The organism is Dyadobacter sp. CY261, assembly GCF_021440085.1.
Taxonomy (GTDB): Bacteria; Bacteroidota; Bacteroidia; order Cytophagales; family Spirosomataceae; genus Dyadobacter.
This window is the reverse complement of the sequence record NZ_JAKCPW010000001.1, coordinates 1,674,303-1,696,394: the sequence shown is the minus strand read 5'-3', so window position 1 is coordinate 1,696,394 and position 22,092 is coordinate 1,674,303. Positions and strand designations below refer to the sequence as shown.

Annotated in this window: 19 protein-coding genes and 1 pseudogene; 10 read left to right on the top strand and 10 right to left on the bottom strand. The window is 48.8% G+C overall.

Annotation, left to right across the window (positions count from 1 at the left end):
* The first annotated feature begins 10 nt into the window (after positions 1-10).
* On the top strand, positions 11-712 hold the full coding sequence (locus LZD49_RS06820; protein ID WP_234666566.1) for a DUF3823 domain-containing protein: 702 nt from the start codon (positions 11-13) through the stop codon (positions 710-712).
* Between the two features lie 55 nt (positions 713-767).
* On the opposite strand, the gene LZD49_RS06815 is transcribed toward LZD49_RS06820, so the two are convergent.
* Together LZD49_RS06815 and LZD49_RS06810 are read right to left on the bottom strand one after the other, a co-directional pair.
* The gene (locus tag LZD49_RS06815; protein WP_234666565.1) at positions 768-2,432 is read right to left on the bottom strand and encodes a glycosyltransferase family 39 protein; all 1,665 of its coding nucleotides are present in this window, start codon (positions 2,430-2,432) and stop codon (positions 768-770) included.
* 84 nt (positions 2,433-2,516) lie between these two features.
* On the bottom strand, positions 2,517-2,669 hold the full coding sequence (locus tag LZD49_RS06810) for a hypothetical protein (RefSeq protein ID WP_234666564.1): 153 nt from the start codon (positions 2,667-2,669) through the stop codon (positions 2,517-2,519).
* 162 nt (positions 2,670-2,831) lie between these two features.
* Between LZD49_RS06810 and LZD49_RS06805 the strand changes: the two genes are divergently transcribed.
* From LZD49_RS06805 to LZD49_RS06795, 3 genes are all read left to right on the top strand, one after another.
* On the top strand, positions 2,832-3,572 hold the full coding sequence (locus LZD49_RS06805; protein ID WP_234666563.1) for an SDR family NAD(P)-dependent oxidoreductase: 741 nt from the start codon (positions 2,832-2,834) through the stop codon (positions 3,570-3,572).
* A gap of 131 nt (positions 3,573-3,703) precedes the next feature.
* On the top strand, positions 3,704-4,306 hold the full coding sequence (locus LZD49_RS06800) for a Crp/Fnr family transcriptional regulator (RefSeq protein WP_234666562.1): 603 nt from the start codon (positions 3,704-3,706) through the stop codon (positions 4,304-4,306).
* Positions 4,307-4,383: 77 nt separating this feature from the next.
* Complete coding sequence (locus tag LZD49_RS06795) at positions 4,384-5,511, top strand: NADH:flavin oxidoreductase (RefSeq protein WP_234666561.1); 1,128 nt, start codon at positions 4,384-4,386, stop codon at positions 5,509-5,511.
* A 7-nt stretch (positions 5,512-5,518) separates the two neighbouring features.
* Here the strand turns inward: LZD49_RS06795 and LZD49_RS06790 are convergent, their stop codons facing one another.
* From LZD49_RS06790 to LZD49_RS06780, 3 genes are all read right to left on the bottom strand, one after another.
* Entirely contained in the window at positions 5,519-7,447 is a 1,929-nt protein-coding gene (locus LZD49_RS06790) for a M56 family metallopeptidase (RefSeq protein ID WP_234666560.1), read from the bottom strand.
* 12 nt (positions 7,448-7,459) lie between these two features.
* Positions 7,460-7,825, bottom strand: coding sequence for a BlaI/MecI/CopY family transcriptional regulator (locus LZD49_RS06785; RefSeq protein WP_234666559.1), 366 nt, complete (start codon positions 7,823-7,825; stop codon positions 7,460-7,462).
* Positions 7,826-7,912: 87 nt separating this feature from the next.
* Entirely contained in the window at positions 7,913-8,560 is a 648-nt protein-coding gene (locus tag LZD49_RS06780; RefSeq protein ID WP_234666558.1) for a response regulator transcription factor, read from the bottom strand.
* Positions 8,561-9,025: 465 nt separating this feature from the next.
* Here LZD49_RS06780 and LZD49_RS06775 point away from each other — a divergent pair, with 465 nt between their 5' ends.
* Positions 9,026-9,655: a response regulator transcription factor gene (locus tag LZD49_RS06775; protein ID WP_234666557.1), complete on the top strand. Its 630-nt coding sequence runs from the start codon at positions 9,026-9,028 to the stop codon at positions 9,653-9,655.
* A gap of 169 nt (positions 9,656-9,824) precedes the next feature.
* Here LZD49_RS06775 and LZD49_RS06770 read toward each other — a convergent pair whose 3' ends face one another.
* Complete coding sequence (locus tag LZD49_RS06770; RefSeq protein WP_234666556.1) at positions 9,825-10,541, bottom strand: outer membrane lipoprotein-sorting protein; 717 nt, start codon at positions 10,539-10,541, stop codon at positions 9,825-9,827.
* A gap of 58 nt (positions 10,542-10,599) precedes the next feature.
* A pseudogene (locus tag LZD49_RS06765) lies at positions 10,600-13,155 on the bottom strand (TonB-dependent receptor domain-containing protein).
* A 211-nt stretch (positions 13,156-13,366) separates the two neighbouring features.
* Here LZD49_RS06765 and LZD49_RS06760 point away from each other — a divergent pair.
* The 5 genes from LZD49_RS06760 (at position 13,367) to LZD49_RS06740 (ending at position 19,267) form a co-directional block, all read left to right on the top strand.
* Complete coding sequence (locus LZD49_RS06760) at positions 13,367-13,612, top strand: hypothetical protein (RefSeq protein ID WP_234666555.1); 246 nt, start codon at positions 13,367-13,369, stop codon at positions 13,610-13,612.
* 36 nt (positions 13,613-13,648) lie between these two features.
* Positions 13,649-16,702, top strand: a complete 3,054-nt coding sequence (locus LZD49_RS06755; RefSeq protein WP_234666554.1) for a sensor histidine kinase — start codon at positions 13,649-13,651, stop codon at positions 16,700-16,702.
* Positions 16,703-16,725: 23 nt separating this feature from the next.
* Complete coding sequence (locus tag LZD49_RS06750; RefSeq protein ID WP_234666553.1) at positions 16,726-17,484, top strand: LytTR family DNA-binding domain-containing protein; 759 nt, start codon at positions 16,726-16,728, stop codon at positions 17,482-17,484.
* A gap of 257 nt (positions 17,485-17,741) precedes the next feature.
* Entirely contained in the window at positions 17,742-18,122 is a 381-nt protein-coding gene (locus tag LZD49_RS06745; protein ID WP_234666552.1) for a hypothetical protein, read from the top strand.
* A 257-nt stretch (positions 18,123-18,379) separates the two neighbouring features.
* Positions 18,380-19,267 carry a HAMP domain-containing sensor histidine kinase gene (locus tag LZD49_RS06740; RefSeq protein WP_234666551.1) on the top strand — a complete coding sequence of 296 codons (888 nt, stop codon included), beginning with the start codon at positions 18,380-18,382 and terminating at the stop codon, positions 19,265-19,267.
* Here the strand turns inward: LZD49_RS06740 and LZD49_RS06735 are convergent.
* The 3 genes from LZD49_RS06735 to LZD49_RS06725 all read right to left on the bottom strand — a co-directional run bounded on the left by LZD49_RS06735 (position 19,232) and on the right by LZD49_RS06725 (position 22,051).
* Positions 19,232-19,858, bottom strand: coding sequence for a response regulator transcription factor (locus tag LZD49_RS06735; protein WP_234666550.1), 627 nt, complete (start codon positions 19,856-19,858; stop codon positions 19,232-19,234). The two genes, LZD49_RS06740 and LZD49_RS06735, sit on opposite strands and share 36 nt — an antisense overlap.
* A 150-nt stretch (positions 19,859-20,008) precedes the next feature.
* Positions 20,009-21,010, bottom strand: coding sequence for a bestrophin family protein (locus LZD49_RS06730; protein WP_234666549.1), 1,002 nt, complete (start codon positions 21,008-21,010; stop codon positions 20,009-20,011).
* A gap of 192 nt (positions 21,011-21,202) precedes the next feature.
* Positions 21,203-22,051, bottom strand: a complete 849-nt coding sequence (locus LZD49_RS06725; RefSeq protein ID WP_234666548.1) for a TraB/GumN family protein — start codon at positions 22,049-22,051, stop codon at positions 21,203-21,205.
* Positions 22,052-22,092 lie beyond the last annotated feature (41 nt).

Here is a 22,092-nt window from a genome sequence, read left to right as displayed (position 1 = left end):
CAATCTAACAATGAAAAGTCTTTTGTATATCCTGATCTTCCCGCTACTCCTGTGTTCCTGCAAGATCGATGATGTGGACGCGCCGGATTCGACTCTTGAAGGTCGACTGGTGGATGCGGCCGGGAATGGAATCCAGATTGAACAGGGAGCGTCGAGTGCGCGACTGAAAATGGAGGAGCTCAGTTGGAGCAATACGCCGCTGCCTCTATTTCTGAACCTGAAACAGGACGGTTCTTTTATCAACAACAAGCTCTTTCTCGGCAATTACCGCGTAACGCCGGTCGAAGGGCCGTTTTATCCCGTGACAGAAAAGACCGTCGACATCAAAGGCAGCACCAAGGTGGATTTCACGGTAATTCCTTACCTGAATGTAGATTGGATTGGCGAGCCGGTGGTGAATGCCGACAAGAAGCTCGCCGTTACCTTCAAATTTAACAGTAATCCCGCGCCGGAAGGCGTTATGAAACCCAATCCACTTGATTACCAGCTTTTTATTTCGACCAATCAATATGTAGGAAATAATAACTGGGACAACACGGCGGTAGGAGCGGTGGTGCCGGTAACGGTCGATAAAGAAGGCCAGAATATCACGATTTCGTCGTCCGTACCGATGAAATACAGCACGACTTATTTCGTGCGGGTAGGTGTGCGGGTGAATGATACTTATAAAAAGTACAACTACACGACCATCAAAACCGTGCAGGTTCCCTAATTATACGCAGAAGTAGTGTAAGCCCCCGGGACCGTTGGTCTTTGGGGGCTTGTTTTTACATCGTATGCTCGTCGCGGATATAAAGCAGGTAACGTGGCTCCACTGCTGCGCTACGCTTTTTTTCGTCGAGAAAACCCATTTTTAAGCGCGTTACATGAAAATGCTGGGGAGAAGCTTGCACTTCGGCATCGACGCCGGAACGGATCAGGCTGTCGGCTATGGCGGCAGTGGTATACAGGTAGCATGGCGCGGTATCGATAAAATCACCGAGGAGTTCGCCGTTTTTAAGTAGTTTGACTTCACCCGCCGAATAGAATTCAAGGCTGTATGAAAATGAACCGTAGGCGGCTACCGGCAAATGGCGGTTTTTTTCCGGAATAAACCTGGCAGCCTGCATACCCGATTGATATTGCAGTAAAAACGGGTAGAAAAATTGAAAAAGAAAAATGTAAAGCATTGCCGCCATCGCATAACCCTTGAAAAGCAGATGCTGCATAGGATTCCCGTACTTGACAATGTTGACCGCAAACACAATCGCCAGCGCGATCACGGCTGCTATAATTCCGTTTTCGATGCGGGTAATGTAAAGCAACACGGAAATGAAAATGAGGGTGATGACCAGTAAAATGGTTTGCGCGGTAACCAGATGTTGCAATTGCGAGCGTCGGGCAAGCTCGTAAAAGAAATAGGCTGTGATGATCGAGAAATAGGGAAATTCGATCACGAGGTAGTGCGGAAGCTGAAATTTGGATAACGAAAACAAGAGAAAAGTTACCAGCGTGCTACCATAAATGATCCAGCGGATCGCGTCGCGGTTCTTTTCAAAACGCAACAGGTAAACGATGCCGCCTACCAGCCCTACCGACCACGGTAGAAACGCCCATAATGTGGTGTGCAGGAAAAAAGTGACATCGCCTTTGCCCTTAATAGGCCCGGTATTGAAAAATCGGCCGAACTGGCTGTCCCAGAAGAAGAAACGAAGTCCCGAGATATTCGTTTTGCCAAAAACCACTTTTTCAGGATGGAGATCGAACTGAACGTAGAGGCTATATAATTCGGGTAGGATAAATACAAAACATAATGCCAGCACCAGCCACCAGCGGTAGTTGACAAACTGGCGGAACTGTTTGCTGATCAGCCAATAAATGACCCAGCCACCGCCCAGCGTGATGAGCACAAAAATGCCCTTTGTCATAATCGCGCAAGCCGCGAACAATGCCGCCCAGACAATATGGGACCAATGAATACGGGCATTGACCTGCAACATATGCCACGCCGCCCCTGTAATGCAAGCTGTCAGGTACGGTTCTGCGCGGACGTCGAAATTGGCGAGCGTGCTGTGCAGGGCCACCGTGTAAATCAGCACGGCTATTTTGGCAACGTCCTCATTGTATAATTCCTTGGCGATGAGATAGGTATAACGCAGGCTCAACAGCCAGAACAGGAATGCCGGCAGTTTGTAGGCAAAGCCGGTAATGCCGAAGATTTTATAGCTGATGGCCGCCATCCAGAACGGAAAATGCGGCTTGTCTAGCCAGTCGTGACCGTCGCCATATAAATTTATCCAGTCGTTGTGTATAACAATGTGCTTGGCGATGGTGGCGTAAAGTGCGCCATCTGGTTCAATAATATCGAGCCAGAGGCCGGGAATATTAAGCAAAATACCGGACAGTAACAGCCACGGGAAATAGCGATGTAATAGTAGGTCACGATGGTTCATAACGTTGTGTATATGGGGGGTGCAGCGTAGCGCTAAAATTGTGCCTGCCTACGATGTACGCACGAAGATTTGAACTTGTGCCGGTTATACGCCGGTATTGCGTGTTATTTTATTGTTAATAGAGGTCATTGCGCGCGTTTGCGTACCGATTGGGGACGATTTTCGTTGGGCGCAGGGAGTGAGGACGTTAATGATCGGTTCGAGGCTCTTACCGACCGCGGTGAGCTGGCATTCCACAGGTGGCGGCACTTTGGGATATACTTCGGGCTGATAGGCCCGCCGCTTTTCAATTCGCGCAGTAACTTACTTTTATGTTAGTACTTAATAAATATGTTAGTACCTGTAAAATTATGAGTGTGCGCGTAATTTTGCAGTGAAATCAAAAACCAATTTATCATCATGCAAAATCTGAAAGACAAGGTCGCATTCGTAACCGGCGGAAGCCGGGGCATTGGAGCAGCCATCGTGAGAAGGCTCGCGGCGGAAGGGGCGAAAGTGACTTTTACATACGTCAACGGTAAAGACCGGGCAGAAGCGCTGGTCAGCGAGCTCGCCGAAGCGGGCCTGAGTGCGGTTGCGCTGCAAGCGGATAATGCGAAGGAAGGTGCTGTTTCGGCAGCGATCAATCAGGCCATCGAGCATTATGGCAAGCTCGATATCCTCGTCAACAGCGCCGGCGTGTATGTGGGCAAGGCATTTGAAGAGCATACTATCGAGGATTACGATTATGTAATGAATGTCAATGTGAAATCCGTCTTCGAGGCGTGTTTGACAGCTTCCCGTAAAATGGAACCCGGCGGACGTATCATTACCATCGGCAGTTGTATGGCCGATCGCGCGGCGGTTCCGCAGGCGACATTGTACGCGGCCAGCAAGTCGGCATTGTCGGGTTTTACGAGAGGACTTTCCCGCGATCTGGGACCTAAGGACATTACCGTGAACCTGATCCAGCCGGGCCCGGTGAACACCGACATGAACCCGGAAGCCTCCGAGTTCTCCGATTTCCAGCGAGGCATGATGGCGATCCCGAAATACGGTCATCCCGATCACATTGCCGATGCCGTGGCGTTTCTGGCGAGTCCGGCCAATAGCTACACGACTGGCTCGGTGATCACGATCGACGGCGGCACGCTGAGCTAGGTTGTCGGACCGCGCAGGTCGCACCGTGCAGGTCGCACCGCGCAGGTCGCACCGCGGGGGGCGGACCACGCAGGTTGGATCACACAGATTAGTTTCCAATATTTGCGACTGACACCAGGCCGCCCAAACCATTGGAAAAAGACCCCGCATTGAACAGGATGATACTGGACCACGTTCTGCGCCGCATCGAGCTTACCGACGCTGAACAGACGCGTTTTATTTCCATTTTGAAAATCCGCAAGCTACTTCCACGGCAATACCTCGTCCAGCAGGGCGATGTTTGCCAGTACGAAAGCTATGTTTGCAAAGGTTTTCTTCGTTCATTTTATGTAGATGAGAGGGGGAACGACCATACCCTGCATTTCGCAATGGAAGACTGGTGGATCAGCGACTCCACCAGTTTCCATTTGCAAATCCCGGCCACGCGGAACATCGTGGCACTCGAAGCTTCTGTTTTATTACAAGTCGAAAAAAACGATCTCGAACAACTCTACCAGGATGTTCCCGCATTCGAGCGTTTCTGGCGCATACTTGAACAAAAAGGCGGTATTGCGCAGGACCAGCGCATTTTGAATGCTATTTCAATGACCGGCGCCGAGCGTTACCAAGCTTTGATTGCCAAATATCCCACGCTCGAACAGCGCATGCCGCAACGGCACATCGCGTCTTATCTGGGCATTACACCCGTGTTTCTCAGCCAGATCCGCAAGCAATCGTCTCGGGATATTAAATAAGTATAAGGTGTTTTATTAAAATAGTTATATGCCGCGGGGCCGGTCGGGCAGGTACTTTTGTCATCAAAAAACAAAGTATGGAAACGATCAGGAAAACGATATTCGACGCGGTAAATATCCGGGGCCGAAAACTGGGAAACCGCCTCGTGGTAGCGCCTATGACACGCGTCAGTGCCACACCAACAGGCGTACCTACACAGGAGATGGTGAATTATTATGAGGCATTCGCCGCCGGGGGCTTCGGGATGATTATTACCGAAGGAACATTCACCGATGATTTTTACAGCAAAGCCAATCACAACCAGCCGGGCATCGTCAACACAAAACAAATGCAGGCTTGGAAAAGGGTAGTGGATGCGGTGCATTCACACGATACACTCATTATTAATCAGTTAATGCACGGCGGGGCATTGTCTGAATGCGGTGAGCATACGATAGGGCCTTCGGCGGTGCAGCCCGTCGGCTTGCGTGCGACAGACCCGACCCGCACGCCAAGCCCGTTCCCGATGCCCCGCGTCATGGGTCGGGGAGATTTTGGAGTTGTCAAGGACGGTTATGTCAATGCCGCATTAAGGGCGCATCAAGCGGGTTTTGATGGTGTGGAAATACACGCAGCCAATGGTTACCTGTTCGATCAGTTCATTACGCCGCATACCAATCTCCGCACGGACGAGTATGGCGGTGACGAACGGAATAGGTTGCGGTTTTTAATGGAAGTGTATCATGCCGTTAAAGGTGCATTGCCCGCCGGGTTTATCATTGGCATCCGGGTTTCAGAAAGTAAAGTCAATGATCTCGCCTACCGATGGCCCAGCGGAGCCGAAACGGCGCAGCGCATTTTTGCAGTGCTGGCCGAAATCGATCCGGATTATCTGCACATCGCGGCCGAAGGTGGTCGGTGGTCGCGTGAATGCCTGTATCCCAACGGCCAGTCGTCCAACAGCATTGCCAAAAGCATATTGAAATCGCCCATTATAGCAAATGGCGGGATGCACGATGTGGAGTTGGCGGAAACATTACTGAACAGCGGCGCGGCCGACCTGGTCTCGATCGGCCGCGCTGCCATCGCCTCGCCGGACTGGCCTAAACGCATAGCTGCGGGAGCGCCGGTGTTACCTTTTTTCAAAGAGCTCATCAAGCCAAGTCTTACGCTAGGTCATACAAGGCAAGTGATGGAGCGATTCAACGAATCGGCATTGTGTTAATCAATCTTTATTTGGATGCGAAATCCGGTCGTTCAAATACTTCGGTCACCGGCCGGGTTTCGATCCACCAGATCTGGTCGAGGGCCGGATCGTAATAGCGGGCGAGCCGACCCTTAAGGAGCATTACCCTTTTAACTTCTTCTTTGAGCGGCATCAGGTTGCTGCTCGCGCCGTAAACCTGCCGGAAGCCGTCGAGTAGATAGGGCTCGTTTTTCAATCTGGATAGATTAAAAGACGGGACATCTTTGATCTCTACATTTCCCTTTAACAAAGCCGCGGGCGGTGCGTCACGATGGAGCGGAAAGGTGAGGTAGGCAATTTCGTTGCAAACGCCGCCGTACGAACTGCGTCTTTCCTGCGCCTGGCTTAGCATGTAAGGATAATCTCGGAATGCGTAGTTGATCTCCTTATACTTCGCCTCTTTGCCGTTCAGGTAAAGACTTGTTTTGCCTTCGTAGCCTATCAATTGTTTTTTGCGGTCGAAATAACCGCCTTTATATAGGGTGATAACTTCCTTGGGCCAATGGTAATTTTTCAGAAAATCCTGTCTGAGCGCCATTTCTTCTTTAAACGGAGGCGAATTTGTGAGCAGATATGTTTTCAGTTCCGCCCTGGTGTTCGATGGATGGTAGACATCATAGAATGGCTTGGCCGATACCCCGTATCCTTCGAACCTTGGGGCCGGCCTGCCTGCCTTTCTCAGAAAATAGACATTGAAAGCATCACCAAACCAATGGCTATCCTGGTAACTTTTACCACCGCCAAAGCCCAGATATTCATCGGTTTCATAGCCGAACCCATAACTGTGGGTTTCCTTGTCTTTGATTAAAATGGGTACTTCGATGAAATAGTAGCCATCCTTATCTGTTCTGATGGTCTTAATGTATTCTTGATCGTGTGAAATTTCCAGCGGAATACCGGCCAGCGGTTTTCTTGTTTCGCTATCCAGCAGCAGACCCGCCAGATGCATGCGGTCCTTAGGTTGTCGGGTACTCTGCTCTCCGGTGTGGATCCAGAACGACTTAGTCTTCTTCTTGTCGGGCTGATCGACCCGGAAGGCCGCCAACATTACCGCCATTAACGGAAGAATGAACAGGAAGCAGGCCATCAGTATACGTGGGCTCGCATTTTTGTTCATCATAATGATCCGCTGTTTCAAAGAATGGTAACCAAACTGGTTTACGATAGAAAACTCGGGGCCCACGGCTGCTTTCAGTAATAAGTACTGATACGCTTTTGTATCCGAATGGTTTTCAAGTACTTTCTGGTCGGCGATATATTCCAGGTTTTGCCGGATTGCACTCCGGATCAGCCAGGCGAACGGATTGAACCAATTCACAATGCACAGGATTTCCGACCAGATAACATCCACCGAATGCCACTGCCGTACGTGAATGTATTCGTGAAGGATCATGTCCTGCAATTCATCCGGCTGGTGCAGGTGCGGGTTGTAAAAAATGGAATTCCAGAAAGAAAACGGGCTTATTTTGAGGTCGAAATGATAGATTTTCACCCCGTCGTCCGAAATCAGATGTGATTGTGATTTGATTTTCAGATAAGACCGGATTTGTAACAGCAACCGGAGAACCATCAGCGCCATACCCGCGATCCAGATCCATAAAATCCAGTCAGTAACCTCAGGAAATGCCGGTTCGCTGGGTGCGGCTTGCAAGAACGACGACGTTTCCGGGGCTGTTACGCGGGTAATAGTGGGTACACTTTGCACGAATGCACGAGTGGGCGTAAACGTGGGCGACGGTGCTATCACCGTATTGATATTAATGAGGGGGATCAAAAAACATAGCAAAGAATAGAACCGCAGATAATGACGGTTCAAATTGTAAAATGTGAGCTTGCGCAGCACCAAATGGTAAAAAAGAGCGATCAAAGTGAAACTGACCGATAATTTGAGCAGGTAATCCGGAAATGCCGACATAGCTGTAAAGGTTTAGTGCTTGTTTTTTTCTTCGATCAGGCCGATAATTTCCCTCAACTCGTCGGCCGAAATTTTATTCTTTTCCGCAAAAAAACTCACAAGTTCCTTGTAGGAGTTTTCGAAATAGTCCTTTACCACATTTCCCATGAATTTCTGCTTATAGGTCTCCTCGGTGACGGCAGGTGCATATAAATAGGCATTGCCGATCATGCGGCTGCTGAGGTAACCTTTTTTTTCCAGATTTTTGATGGTCGAGGCCACTGTCGTATACGGTGGAACGGGAGGCGTCATTTCTTCCATAAATGACTTGACATTCCCTTCGCCGGTCTTCCAAATTGCCAGCAATGCATCTTCCTCCTGAGCTGTTAGTTTTTCCATAGTTACGAAGTTTTCGTAAGTCTACGAAAACTTCGTAACTATGGAAAGTTTTTTAACTTAAAAATTAGTTGGAAGGTAGTTTCTGCCTCAGATTCCAGTGTCCTGGTTTTTAAAGAACTGGACTTTCTTGAACATCTCGATCAGCGTCGATACCTTCAATTTGTCAAAGATGCGGGTTTTGTAGGTGCTTACGGAGCTTTCAGTGAGGCTTAGTTTAATGGCGATCTCTTTGGTCCAATAGCCTTCGATCAGCATATCCATCACCTCCAACTCACGCTGGGATAGGTGTTCCAAAGGGTTTTCGCCATTGGGTTTATTTTCGAGCGTGTTACGGAGCAGTTGTTGCTGAACGGCCGCACTGATGTAGTTACCTATTTCCAGCATAGACAATATTGCCCTTTTGATTTCTTCTTGTAAAGCGTTTTTCGAGAGGAAGCCGTTTGCACCTGCTTTGATGTAGTGCAGCGCGTAAATTTCTTCTTCGAGGCTGGAAAAAATCATGATCAGCACCTTGGGCTGTATTTTCCTGATTTTGGGGATCATATTAAATCCCTCGCCGTCGGGGATATTGATATCCAGTATAATCAGGTCAACTGGATTGTCGCTGAGTTGTGAGAGTGTCTCACTGAATGAGCCTGCTTCGTGAACGACCACCGGATTGAGTAAATCAAGAATCAGGAACCGGGTCGCCAGCCTCACAATAGCATGGTCTTCAACCAGTAAGATTTTTTTCATCTTCGAAGGACATCTAATATTCAGTTTCCGACCGTTAACAACTTTTTAAGGGCCAATAGCTATCCCGTAATTGCATTAAACATCGAGTAAAACTCCTATTATTTGATGTAATATTTATTCATCGGCCTGTACAAGTTTACAGTTAATTAACCGCTTCGTCAAAAAAAGTTTTAATTGTTGTTACAAACTTTATTGATTCGAACGTCTCAAATAGTGCTTGTAGCCAAATTGACATTATTTCCTATCGTTTTGAGAATTAGATGTGTATGACACTGGCGAATATGTATTATATTATATTAAAAAATAATAGATAAAATTCTACATATATTTGTAGACTAATACTTATAATTTTTGCCTTAAAATTTCCATATTCAGGTAACGAACTACTTGTAATGTGGATGAGCGTCATGATGACATCACCAATGGTGCGGCCACCTGGGTGGTGTCAGCCAACCAGCCATTTATATGAATATACTCATTATCGAGGATGAACCGCTCACGGTTCTGGGATTGAAGCAGAAGATAGGCGAAATCAATCCCATAGCCGTAGTATCCACCGCCGCATCTGTCGATACAGCTTTTGAGCTCGCAGCACGTACCATGTACGAACTGGTCATCCTGGATATCGATATCAAAGGCAAAGTTGGGGCAAGGGTTGTCGAACGGATGAAGTCGCGTTACCCCGAGACCGCTATCCTGGTGATTACCGACCTTGAAGAGCGCATTTATGGCTTCCCTTACATGAAAGCAGGGGCGGACGGTTTTTTGTCAAAGCTGGCCTCATCGGGTCAGTTCGACGAGGCTATCAGGGCCATGATGGTGATGGGCAAATATGCCAGCGCGGCGTTGCAACAGCAGATTATCCAGGAAAACCAAGTGAGCCGCTCGGCACGGTATAGCAACCCCCTGATGAGTATCTCCGACCGGGAGAGACAGGTATTGGAGCATCTGATTGCCGGCAAATCTACCGGTGAGATAGCTGCTATACTCAACATTAATAAGACGACAGTAGGCTCGCACAAAATGCGGATATTGAAGAAGATGCAGGTAAATAGCCTGATCAAATTGATAGAGAAGGTGACGATGTTGAGTTGAGGGGCGGATCCGGTATGGTGCCGTTATGGGTGATGACCATGGATCGTCGACCATGGCATGGCAAATGGCAACCGTGGCAAATAAAAGGACCATAGCCCATGTTTTGTAAAAAACTATGGTCTATGGTCCTTCGTCCATGGTCGTAGGCAACGGGAACAGTTGCCTGCACTTATTTCCCCGGCTTCTTAAAAAGCCCCGGGTCAACCGGCGTGTTGACAGTTATCTTATTAGTAATGAACGACATGGTGCCCATTTGTGCATTGCTGATTTCCATCGTGTTTGGGAATTTGACGCCGTCTACCTCCTTGTATTCCGAAAGGTCGATTTCGCCGTCCTGGCCGTTCATTGAAACTTTTACTTTACTCACAAGGTAAGTGCTGGCGTCGACGTACTCGTCCATCACTTGTCCGTCTTTGGTGGTCAGTTTCAGGTGGAATACATCTTTTTTGTCGAGGGTTTCCTTACCGACCAATTCTACTTTATTTTCTTTCTCTTTATAACTCACCAGGCCGCCAAACGGGTCGAGCGAGCTCAATTGTTGTTTCAACTGGTCGGCCGGCATGTCTTCAGGTTCTCCGGTGCCGCCCATCATGGTGGGGCGGATCATCCAGCCCTGGCCATTATCTACAACCTGAACCATTGTATTACCCATTACGGTCGACTCGTTACGCACGGATTTGCCCACCACAAGTGTAGTCTTATTGGGTATTTCCATGCCCTGGACAGCGAGTGAGCGATCGATGACAAGGGTGTTCACGGCTTTGATCTTATCGAGCCCGCCCAAGGCAGCGACATGCTTATCGACGATTTCATCGACAGTCTGCGCGAAGGAGGCGGCAGATACGAATACCGCGGCCATTGTCCAGATTAGTTTGTTTGTTTTCATACCGAAGTTGTATTTGAGTTAAACAGGCTTGTGTAAATTATCACGAAATGTGCTGCGTTTACCGGGGGGCGTTCCCGCCGCCCGGGCCGCCGCCACCTTGCTGCTGACCGCCCTCACTTTTCACGTCGTCGTTGTTTACGGACTTCGCTTTCTTTTTCGGCTGCTCCATGGTCATCTTACCGATCTTGTAAGTAAATGTAAGACGGAAACCTCGGTTGTAAAGATATACATCATTTACCTGGTTGAATTGCAGGGATGTCAGCTCGGTATGCATTTTATACCTTTTGCTCAGGAAGTTTTCCGCTGCAAGCCCCAGGCTTGCCTTTTTGTTGGAGAATTCTTTTTTGACACCAATTGTATAGAAACCGAACCCGCCTTGCTTGCCCTGCAACTGGATTTGCTGGCCTTGCATGAATCCAAATGCCTGCGCACCCCAGCCATTTCCGAACGTGGCCTGCGAGAATATACCACCACTTACGTTTACGCCGGTATTATCGATTTCCTGGGAAAGTCCGTTCTGTCCGGTGGTCTGTCCGGTCAGCTTGGTATAAAATACGTTGGCGAAAAGTCCGAAGTTGATCTTTGAAGTAGCAGCGATATTGGCGAAAATATTGGCACCGTAGGCATGCTGTTTACCAATGTTCTCGTAAGTAGTTACAATCGCACCTTCAAGCGTGTCGGATGGCTGGCGAACCTGGGTAATCGCATTGTTTGTGAACCGTCCGAAAAACGTGGCATTCACATAGGTTTTCTTGATATTCTTGCTCAATCCCAGCTCGTAGTTGTTGGTGAGCTCAGGGCGGAGTTCGGGGTTACCGATGGTGATATTCTGCGGGTTGGCCGAGTTGAAGTTCGGGTTCAGCTGCTGTAAACCAGGCCGCTGGATGCGTCGGTTATAGCCGAGTTTCACGGTAGTACCTTTGAATGTCTTCGATGCATTAACGCTCGGAACCAGTACGCCGTAATTCCCTACACCCACAACGCCCTCGTTGGTGCTGGCGTCTATGAAAGTATGCTCGTAACGCAAGCCACCTTTGATGGTGTAACGTTTTTTGGTGGTGTAAGTATAAGACGACTATGCGGCTGCGATGTTCTGATGGTAGGTAAGGTCACCGGCAGGCTGGTCGGTCTCCGGGCGGTAATCACCGGTCGGCTCAGCTATCAGGAAGCTATACTTGCTGGTTACCTCACGGAAAATCCCTTTTCCGCCAAATTCGAGCATCTGGTTTTTCTTGATCGGCGTCTGGTAGTCTGATTGAAACGTAAATTCCTGGTTAATGCTCTTATTGAGGTTGCGTTGACGGGAAGTCAGTTCACGCTCTCTAAAAATGTCTGCGTCGAAGTCGTTGGTCAGGTCATTACGGCTGTACAAGGTCGATACGCTCCATTCCTGTTGCGGTTTGAATGTATGCAAATAGTCTACGTTGACATCCACTGTTCCGGAAAGGTTGTCGGCAGCTACATTCCGTGCAGAAAGGGCGTCGGGCGACCCTGGTTTCATGAGTCGCGTGACCAGGTCCTGTTGGTTGGAAAAATTGCGAACACCGTATTTGACACCTGCGGTGAGACTTTGATTTTTGGCAATATCGTAATCGAAGCCGAGGTTGTAATTTCCAAAAAGCCCATGGCTCGAACCATCGCCGGTCTGGCGTGTCGTTGTGCTCTGGTTTTCGACGGTGCTGGTTTGTTCCAAGGTAGTTTTAGTAACAGTATTGTACATCCCGCGTCCGAACCCGCCGATCGTGAAGCCGGCCTTGCCCTTGCGATAACCGCCATTAAGAGCGAGCATAGAACCCCGGTTACCTACACCTGCGTCGATGTTAAGGTTGAGGCCTTGTAAGGAGTTCTTTTTGGTAATAATGTTAATAATCCCGCCGGAGCCTTCCGCGTCGTATTTGGCCGATGGGCTGGTGATCACCTCCACCGACTTGATCTGATCGGCTGGAATTTGCTTTAATGCGTCGGCCACACTATTGGCGATGATCGTGCTGGGCTTATTGTTGATCAAAACCCGGATGTTCTGGCTGCCGCGGAGCGATACGTTACCATCGAGGTCGACTGTCAGCAGGGGCACTTTGCGGAGAATATCGGTAGCGTCGCCACCTTTGGCCGTGATGTCCTTTTCGGCATTGTAAACGAGACGGTCTACTTTTTCTTCAATCAACGCGGCCTGTCCGGTTACGGTTACCTCGTTGAGTGTTTTGGTGTTGGAAGCAAGACTGATCGTGCCGAGGTCAACCTCCTGGCCTTTGGCTACTTTAATGTTGTCAATGGTTTTGTTGCCATAGCCGATGAACGAAATAAGTACTTTGTAGTCGCCGGCGATCAGTTTTGCAAGGGTGAACTTCCCTTTTTCATCGGCTACGGTTCCATCTACGGCCTGGTTGCTGGTTTTGTTATAAAGCGCGATGCTTACAAACTCAATGGGTTTGGTTGAAGCTGAATCCACAATGGAGCCGGAAATTTTGGCCGATCCCTTTGGGCTTTGGTCGCCGGCTGTTCCCGGCAAGGCTTTGGGCTGGCTGGTTCCTGCGGCAGGAAATTGTGCGAATGCCGGTGATAGGAGTGAGCTGGCGAGAATGGTAACAATGAGGAGAAATCTGATCATTTTCATGGATTGGTAATTGGTATTACAAAAATGCCTTCACGCGCGCTGGCCTGAAAGCAAAATATGACAAAGGCTGAAATATAGGGGATGGATGAAGGTTGGAGAGCGATGGACGATTGTCGTTGATTCACATTTGACGTCGGGTATCAGAATCCTTTTCAGTTTTTCATAAAAAATTGATCCCTTAATGGTGCTATTTCCCAAGATTGGGAGACTGATGAGACGGATACAAGGCAAAGAGAAGAAGGATTGGAGTATCAAAGGCTGGATCACCGATTCGAATGGTTTCCCGCCTGAAACTGATCTTGGTGAGACGCCCGAATCCAACGCGGTGCACGGCCCGATCGACGCGGCGACACTGCCCGGTATTGGTAGCATCACCAAATGGGCGGCAACCGAATCATTGACTAACAATCGGCTGGCCATATTCTGCCGCACACTAAGAAAAACGGCAATTTACTGAACGGTTTGCTCGATCGTGTTTTAAATTGTAAAACTTGTGTCCTTTCAAATTAATTCCATCATCGTGTTTGTGCTCGTGAATGCTGTGAAATGTCTGTGTGTCGGTCTGGTAATCCTGATAGCAACGCGATCCGGATGTTTCGGGCAGTTGCCGGATTTCAACGTGCAGTTGCTCGACGACAAGAATGGCATTCAGATGGCCAATGCGGCCAAGCTTATCCGAGACCGAGACGGATTCTTGTGGATTCTTTCGCCAAGGCATATTCAACGATTTGACGGCCAGAACGTGCGCCGGATCGAGGCCGAAGGAGAAAGCCTGATCGATATCGCTTCCGATAGCGCGGGCACGGTTTGGATCACATCCGATAACAGTGTATGGAAATATCGTACCGGCTACCGTTCGCTTCGGAATGTACCTACCAGCGGTCTGGATATTGCGCCTCTCAACAAGCTGGGCAAATTGCAGATTACACCCGATCACCACATTTGGGTCAATGCCGGCAGAGGTCTTTATCAATACGATCCGCGCACGGATTCATTCCGCTACCAGGCATTGCCGGGTTTGGAAGGACATCATTATTATCGAAGGATTTTTAGCAAAAAAGACTATCAGCTTTATCTGGCGGATGTTACCACGGTATTTTCTTATGACACCCGCGGCCAGCGCGTCCGGCAGCTTCCTTTTGCCTCGGTCCGCTCGGTAGTACCGGTTACGGACGACATCGTGTGGGCAAGTAATAGCCGGATGGAGACCTTCGAACTGAATTTTGCCACCGGCTCGGTCAGGCAGATTGCCGCGCACAGCCGTGAGAATCCTACCGGCATTCCGCTGACGGAACTGATCAGTATCACGCCTCTGGGGCCAGAAAGTAAGCTCGTGAACACCACCAAAGGTTGTTATCTCTACAACGCCCGGTCCGGTGCATTCAGCCGCGCGGTACTTTACCAATCGGGAAAGCCGCTGCCCAACGATGAGAATTATTCCGATTTTCTTGACCGCGACGGCACAAAGTGGATACTCTGCCAGGAAGGTGTCCTGTTTTTCAGGCCGCTCGCGCATACGATCGGCTGGCTTAATGGCTTTCCGGGGGCGTATGCTGGGCTTGGTAATAATGTAAAGGCCATTACCGAGGACGGCGCGGGCCGCATATGGTTGGGCACGAGCCGGGGCATTGCCGTACTCGACGTAAGAAATGGAAAGGTGACCCCTGTTAATCCTGGTAACCAGGGCAGCAATCACTTCGCAGAAGTAAAAGGGCTGGTATTCGATGGAAGGAACCTCATTGTGGCGCGCAGCGGTGCATTGCCGCAAATCCTTGATCCTGTACGCAGATCATTCTCCGACCTGGTTTACCCCGAGGGCACGATGGGAGAAGCATTACGTGCGAAACTTCGCGGTGAAGTTATCGCAACCATCGTCAAAATGCCATCCGGAGATCATCTCATCGTCGGCGAGCTGGTGTGCTATAAGGTAGAGCGAGGATCTTACCGAATCAGCGAGCTGGCTGTGGCGGGCGCTGATAAGTTGATACAAACAATGGCACGCGACGGAAAAGGCCGATATTGGATGGGAACATACCAAGGCCTGGTCGTCACGGATTCTATCTTTCAGAATGCGGCGGCCGACAGTGATTTCTTACCGGGAAAATTGGTCGGGGCGATCCTTATGCAAAACGATTCGACGGCCTGGTGCGGTTCGGTGGGGTTGTACGAGGTCGTGCGGAGCGGGAGTGGTTTCAAAAAGAAGAAGATATTTCCTGAACTGGCCAACCAGCGGATATCGATGATACATCGCGATAAGGCCGGCCGGATATGGATCGGAAGCGATGACGGCCTGTATTTGCTTAACCGGAATGCAGCCAAATTACAATGGTTTGATTTCAGGGATAATATTCAAAACAAGCCTTTCAATATCAACAGCGTTCTGGAATCGGCGAATGGGCGGATGTACGTCGGAGGGCTCAACGGTCTCAATTACTTCGATCCCGGGTTGCTTAAATACCGGGAAGAAAAGCTGAATGTTATCATTGCCGCGGTAAAGGTGAACCAGGATGATTCTTTGCTGACGGAGACACCAGCACCATTGAGATTGAATTGGACGCAGAATTCGGTGGAGATACAATACCTGACTCCGTATTTCCGCAATCCGGAGAAACTCATGTACCGCTATCGCCTGACCGGCCTCGACGACAATTGGGTCGACAATGCACGCAATAGTCGGGTCAGGTTCACCTCCTTGCCGCCGGGGCAGTATACTTTCTCGGTCGCGGCGAGTCTGGATGGCCTGCAATGGTCCGAAACGGCAACGCCTTTGTCATTTGTCATTCTGGTACCATGGTGGAAGACCTGGTGGTTTATAAGTGCTGTCGTGCTGGTCGCAACGGCGCTGGGATACTGGCTTTTCAGGCAGCGTGTGGGAGCTATCAGACGGCAAACTGCTTTGCGCGAGCATATGGCCGAGCTGGAAATGCGTGCCTTGCGTGCGCAGATGAACCCGCATTTTATTTTTAATTGTCTTAATTCGATCAACCGCTATATCGTCAAAAGCGATAATGCCACAGCCTCACTTTACCTGACGCGCTTTGCGAAGCTGATCCGGCTGATACTCGACAATTCAAACAGCAAGAACGTATTATTATCGAACGAACTGGAAGCATTGAAGTTGTACATTGAAATGGAGCGCATTCGGTTCGATAACAAGTTCGACTACCGCATTATGGTCGACGAGGAGGTCAATACCGATTCGATCGAGGTGCCTTCGTTGATTATCCAGCCTTATGTTGAAAATGCGATATGGCACGGGTTACTGCATAAGGAGGCCAGCGGAAGCCTTTGGGTGAAAATCAGGATGCTCGACGACAACAGGCTTGAATGCGTGGTGGAAGACAATGGGGTAGGGCGCGGGAAAGCCGCGGAATTCCGGAGTAAGTCGGCTACGGGCAAGAAATCACTGGGTATGAAATTGACTGAGGACCGGATCGCCGTGCTCAATCAGTACGCACGGACCAGCGCGAGCGTGGAGATACTCGACCTGGAAGATGAAAACAGACGGGCATCGGGCACGCGGGTCGTTGTGACATTCCCGGTCTGAGGAAAATTTATCAGAAACTTGATATGGAAACAGGTATGATCAAATGTGTAATTATCGATGACGAAAACAATTGCCTCGAAATGCTCGAATGGCTGTTGAAAAACTATGCGCCGTCGGTTACGATCGCAGCCATGTGCAGCTCGGCGGAAAAGGGGATCGAGGCGATCAGGGAGCACCGTCCCGACGTGGTTTTTCTGGATATCGAAATGCCAAGGATGAACGGCTTCGATATGCTGGAAAAGTTCGATAGGCTGCATTTCGACGTTGTTTTTACGACAGCCTACGACAAATTCGCCATTAAGGCATTCAAGTACAGTGCGCTGAATTATCTCTTGAAACCGATCGATCCGGACGATCTTTTGGAAACCATCCGGCGGATAGATGAAAAACGGAGCGTTCCGTCCCGCGAACAGATCGAACTGCTTTTCCAGCATGTAAGGCAGGTGAGGAATACACCGCCGCGCATCGCACTTACCACGGGCGACGGGATGATCTTCGTGCCTACACAGGACATTTTGTATTGTGAAGCGGAAAGTAATTATACGAGCGTGATGCTTGCCAACGGTAAAAAAGTGGTGGTTTCCAAGGTATTGAAGGACATTGATGAAGCATTAAGCGGCCCCGATTTTTACCGGGTACACAACTCCTACCTCATTAACCTGAACCGGATCAAGAAATTTGTGCGGGGCGAAGGCGGGTATGTTGTGATGGACAACGATGTTGCGATCAGCATATCGCGTTCGCGACGGCAGGAGTTCATGGAGATGTTCGCCAGATTTTGACCGGATAATCAGTCGAATTTTAGTTAACGGTTTTGATTATTTAATTAGTAATCAATGAGTTGTAAACGATTTTAAGAGTGGAATGCCCTGTCTTATGCAGGGCATTTTTGGTTTCTGTCGATTTGCTCAATAAAACTGCCGGCCACTCAACATTGCGACGGACAGGGTCTGGTCAAACATAATTTTGTCATGTCGATTTAGAGAGATGCCTGATCGCAGTAACCAAATCATTCACAATTAATTATCAATTATTAGCCATGAAATCTTTTTTGAACAACAGCCGTTTAAGCAACTTAGCTTTTTTGATGATCCTGGTCCTGGTATTTTCATGCAAGGACGATGAAGAGCCAACTCCGCAGGGAAATCTGATTTTCTACACCAACTATTCGCCCGAAAAATACGACCGCATCGATGTGATCGTAGACGGGAACGTTTTGGGATCGATCTCGGAGACGGCTGCCGCGAGACCCGAATGCAATGTACCGGGTAGTGCATCGGTGGTGAGCCTGACGCTGCCTGTGGGAACGTATGCCGTGTCGGGGAAACGGTATAAAGGAGGGGAGCAGGTAGGTAACTGGAAAGCGAGTTCGGCCACCGTTTCGATTGAGGAATGTAAACGGATCAGGCTTGTAGAATAGGAGTGTGGAAAGGCCGGGCAAACGCCCTGCAATTGGATGTAAAACAGTCTCGCAGCATTGCCGCGGGACTGTTTCTTTTTTTGGTTAAATCAAAAGTATTTGACAAAGCCGATATAAAAACGAAATAAAGTTGTAGAACTAGGTTAAAAAAGTGACGTGTTAGTACAATTTTTACTACAAATGGATTAATTTGCGTCAACGAAAAGCACCTTCACAACTCCTCAAAAAATACGAATCTAACCCCACACAGTGAAGTTATGCTCTCCCAATGGATCTTTGTCATCATTTTGACAGCAGTAATGCTGGCGTTTTGTCTTTGGATGAGCCACCGTTATTCTCAGCTTAACCATGCCAAAAAGGCACTTGAAAGGCAAGTGGAAGATCTATCGAAGAAGCTCGAATACAGCAATAGCCTCAGACAGAAGATTACAATGATGATCGCCCACGATCTGCAATCGCCCCTTCATTTTCTGAATGTGCTTTCAGAACACGTTTCCAGGTTTGCGGCCAATAACCAGCTTTCCGAAGTAAAGGCGGGCACAGAGGAAATTAAAAAAGCGACTGCCAATATCCACGCGTTTGTGAAGGAGGTTAACCTTTGGGCCCGCTCCCAGCATGAAAATTTCCAGTTGGCGCAGCACTCATTTCCATTCGCCGAACTGGTGGCCGAGTTGCAACAGTTTTTCGGCGAAATGTTGTGGCTGAACAACAATGTATTGATCGTCGATTACCCCCATGACGTCTTCGTTTATACACACCGTGATATCTTGAAAGCCATTCTGCGAAACCTGATCGACAATGCGAACAAGCACACGCGCAGTGGTACGATCAGGCTGACTTTTACCCAAAGCGAATGCGGTGCTTTATTGACGGTATCGGATAACGGGGGCGGAATGCTTTCGTCCGATCTGCAAAAAATCCGGCGAAGGCTGGCCAATCCGATGCTCGATGCGCCGGTCGAAGCCACCAGTCGGCTCGGTTACCAGCTAATGGGCGATCTTGCCCATACCCTCGGCTACAAGCTCGACCTGGCCAGCATTAAGGGCGAGGGAACTTCCGTGAGTATAACCGGCCTGGTGTGCCGCAGTTCCCTGATCACCGAATTGCATTCAACCGAGGTTGTAGGCCTCTGCCAGCCTGATTAGTGCCGACTTGTTAGGAATATTCAGCTTCTTGAAAATCCTCCGCTTGAATGTGTTGATTGAGGTATATTCCAAGTGAAGTATCTGGCTGATCTGCGTCACGGAGTAATCTTTGACCAAGTAAGTTGCTACCTGGAATTCCCTTGGCGTCAGTTGATCGAAGGGATTGGCCGATCGCCCTGCTAGCGTATCATTGATCAGGATATTGGCCAGATTGGAGCTGGCATAGCGCTTCCCGTTCATGATGGTCGTTACCGCCTTCATGAGTTCTTCCGGGGACGAGTCCTTTTCCAGATAGCCATGTGCGCCTTGTTGCAGCGTTCTCTTTCCAAAAATACCTTCGTCATTCATGGAAACTACCAGGATTTTCGTTTGCGGGTGCTCTTCCCGGATCCATTGCAGCAGCACCGTCGAATCCGTATTAGGCATATTCAGGTCCAGCAGCAGGAGGTCATATTGGTGAATTCCAAATTGCGCTTTGACCGAATCACCATCCCAGCTTTCATCGATTTGGCTGTCATTGAAGTAGTTGTGAAGTGCTAATTTCAGCCCGAACCGTACCAGCGAGTGGTCGTCGGCTATCAGTATTTTCATATTTTTTAACGTCGAGAATTTAACAGACGGCAATATCGCAAGAATTCGCGCGGTTCTGCAAATAACCGTTAAGCCGAAATGGTGACATTTTCACAATCGCCTGATTTTTCTCGATATTTTCGACTGACTCTTTACGAGGTTGATGTCCTCCTAATAAACTGTCCCGGCGTAATTTTTGAGTTTTTCCGGCAGATCGGTTTCGTCGAGCATTTCTTTGAGGTCAATTTCGATGTTTCGGATAATGGTGCTGATCGGTATGTCGTTCAGCAAGCCCTCGAACGGATTTTCGCTGATATCGCCCACATATTCCATAAACATAAAGACCCAGGAGACGATCATGTTGAAAGGAATGAGCAGAAACATGAATTTCTCTCCCAGATCTACAAACTGCGGCAGCAGACCGAACGGCAGCAGGGTCATGAATACGAATATGAAAAGGGTGGAAGTGGTGGCATACTGGCGAGGAAATGGCGTGTTTTTAATTCGCTCGCTTTTGCCCTGTTCATCATAAAGTTGTGCAATCAGGTTCTGCAATGCCACATGCTGATGAGCGTCGAGCGAGCCGGCGCGACGTAAGTCACGGATATGCTGTGATTGCAGGTCGAGGATTTGGGTGGCCTGATTGTTTTTATGCTTGATCGAAGCCAGCTCGGTTGCCGGCAGATACTTGGCAATTTCCACCTCGCAAGGCGATTGGGCGCGATGTAATGCCCTGCGCTGCCGCTCGCTGGCCCGGTCCCTATGCTCCCAGTTGGTGCGTTGTGCCATGGCATTTTTCAGTGCGTACAGCCACGCGATATGCCGGTAGATAATGATACGGTTTTCCGTTGCCGCGGAAACGCTGTCAGCATCCGGTGAGCAAGTGGTGAAAGACCGTACCGCCGTGCTGAACGACCGGCTGTTATTCACTATGGCCCCCCAAACCTTCCTGGCTTCCCAGCTCCGGTCGTACGACTGGTTATTTTTGAAACCCACAAAAAACGCGGTGGCCGTACCTACCAGCGACACAGGCAGCCACGGAATCGCGACCCATTTCCAGTCCAGATAATCATACAGGAAAATTGCAATAGAACCGGTGGCGATAGAAAAGAGCACCATCCGCCATGAATAAAAGTAGACGATAACCGGGGAAAGGTAACGGTTGATGTACATAGAATGCTATTGAGTGAATGGAGTGAGTAGTTTTTCGGCTCCTAAAATGCAAACAAATAACATCCGAGGCAATGGGGCAGGTGATACAACCGATCATTTTCGGTTGCTAAACGTGCTGAGGCAGCGCCGTATCGGCTTGGGATTGCTCATGTATGGCCAGTCAGGTCTTTTAGCAAAAATTTCCGTCAAAATTCAGAGTTTAACAGGGTTTACGGCGTAGCCTTTGTTTCTCAGTAATTGAATAAGGCCGCTTTGATATTGCAAATGCCCCAATCCGACGGCTATGAAACAGCTTCCTTCTTTTACTTTTTGTTCAATTTTAGGTAGCCATTTTGCATTTCTTTTAACTGTCGCATTCTCTGCGTTTTCATTCACTTTTTCGTCCAGTTTTAAAGGATTTTGCAACGTTTTCGAATACAATTCGAAATCAATTTCATTCTTCGGCAACACATTTTTCAAAGGGGCATTCTTATCGATTATATAGACAAGGAACTTGGCCAGACGCTGATATCCCAATGAGGTAATGACTTTTTCTACATCGTCAGGGACATCCAATTGGAAGACCGGTTTATTGAGGTCGCGCATTTTCGCAAACAGAAGGTCGTCGAAGCGATCATGTTGCGTTTTGTTTTCGATTATTGTCATCGCCACCTGGACCATCGAAAACAGATCGGCCTCATCGTTATGCGGACGGATGCTTCCGTGCGGAGAAGCAGTAAAAAAGCTGTCGACTTTGGCGTATTCTTGGGACGTGAAAAGCGAATCCAATGGAGGCTGGTTCGACTCAACCGGAGTGGGTATGTTGCCTATATGTGAGCCGCCATTTTCAAAAATAGCAAAATCCGCGTTTTGAGCAATCCGCATTAACTGAGGAAAACTGTCCAGCAATGCAATCGAGGCGACATGGATCGTACCAAACAGGTAGGAAGGTTTTTTGATACCATTTCCACTGATCTTCCATAACACCGACTCGGTTTTCTGCGCATAGAGCGCCATACTGGTCAGCAACAGAAAAGCGAGAAGCAATGGACCTTTTTTCATGTTACGGATGATTTTAGTTGAGAGGAAATCCTGTAAACCCT

What these genes read in the sequence shown, in the direction of transcription:
- LZD49_RS06820 (WP_234666566.1), top strand. Translation starts at nt 11, where the DNA reads ATGAAAAGTCTTTTGTATATCCTGATCTTCCCGCTACTCCTGTGTTCC.
- LZD49_RS06815 (WP_234666565.1), bottom strand. Translation starts at nt 2,432, where the DNA reads ATGAACCATCGTGACCTACTATTACATCGCTATTTCCCGTGGCTGTTA.
- LZD49_RS06805 (WP_234666563.1), top strand. Translation starts at nt 2,832, where the DNA reads ATGCAAAATCTGAAAGACAAGGTCGCATTCGTAACCGGCGGAAGCCGG.
- LZD49_RS06795 (WP_234666561.1), top strand. Translation starts at nt 4,384, where the DNA reads ATGGAAACGATCAGGAAAACGATATTCGACGCGGTAAATATCCGGGGC.
- LZD49_RS06790 (WP_234666560.1), bottom strand. Translation starts at nt 7,447, where the DNA reads ATGTCGGCATTTCCGGATTACCTGCTCAAATTATCGGTCAGTTTCACT.
- LZD49_RS06785 (WP_234666559.1), bottom strand. Translation starts at nt 7,825, where the DNA reads ATGGAAAAACTAACAGCTCAGGAGGAAGATGCATTGCTGGCAATTTGG.
- LZD49_RS06780 (WP_234666558.1), bottom strand. Translation starts at nt 8,560, where the DNA reads ATGAAAAAAATCTTACTGGTTGAAGACCATGCTATTGTGAGGCTGGCG.
- LZD49_RS06775 (WP_234666557.1), top strand. Translation starts at nt 9,026, where the DNA reads ATGAATATACTCATTATCGAGGATGAACCGCTCACGGTTCTGGGATTG.
- LZD49_RS06770 (WP_234666556.1), bottom strand. Translation starts at nt 10,541, where the DNA reads ATGAAAACAAACAAACTAATCTGGACAATGGCCGCGGTATTCGTATCT.
- LZD49_RS06760 (WP_234666555.1), top strand. Translation starts at nt 13,367, where the DNA reads ATGAGACGGATACAAGGCAAAGAGAAGAAGGATTGGAGTATCAAAGGC.
- LZD49_RS06750 (WP_234666553.1), top strand. Translation starts at nt 16,726, where the DNA reads ATGGAAACAGGTATGATCAAATGTGTAATTATCGATGACGAAAACAAT.
- LZD49_RS06745 (WP_234666552.1), top strand. Translation starts at nt 17,742, where the DNA reads ATGAAATCTTTTTTGAACAACAGCCGTTTAAGCAACTTAGCTTTTTTG.
- LZD49_RS06740 (WP_234666551.1), top strand. Translation starts at nt 18,380, where the DNA reads ATGCTCTCCCAATGGATCTTTGTCATCATTTTGACAGCAGTAATGCTG.
- LZD49_RS06735 (WP_234666550.1), bottom strand. Translation starts at nt 19,858, where the DNA reads ATGAAAATACTGATAGCCGACGACCACTCGCTGGTACGGTTCGGGCTG.
- LZD49_RS06730 (WP_234666549.1), bottom strand. Translation starts at nt 21,010, where the DNA reads ATGTACATCAACCGTTACCTTTCCCCGGTTATCGTCTACTTTTATTCA.
- LZD49_RS06725 (WP_234666548.1), bottom strand. Translation starts at nt 22,051, where the DNA reads ATGAAAAAAGGTCCATTGCTTCTCGCTTTTCTGTTGCTGACCAGTATG.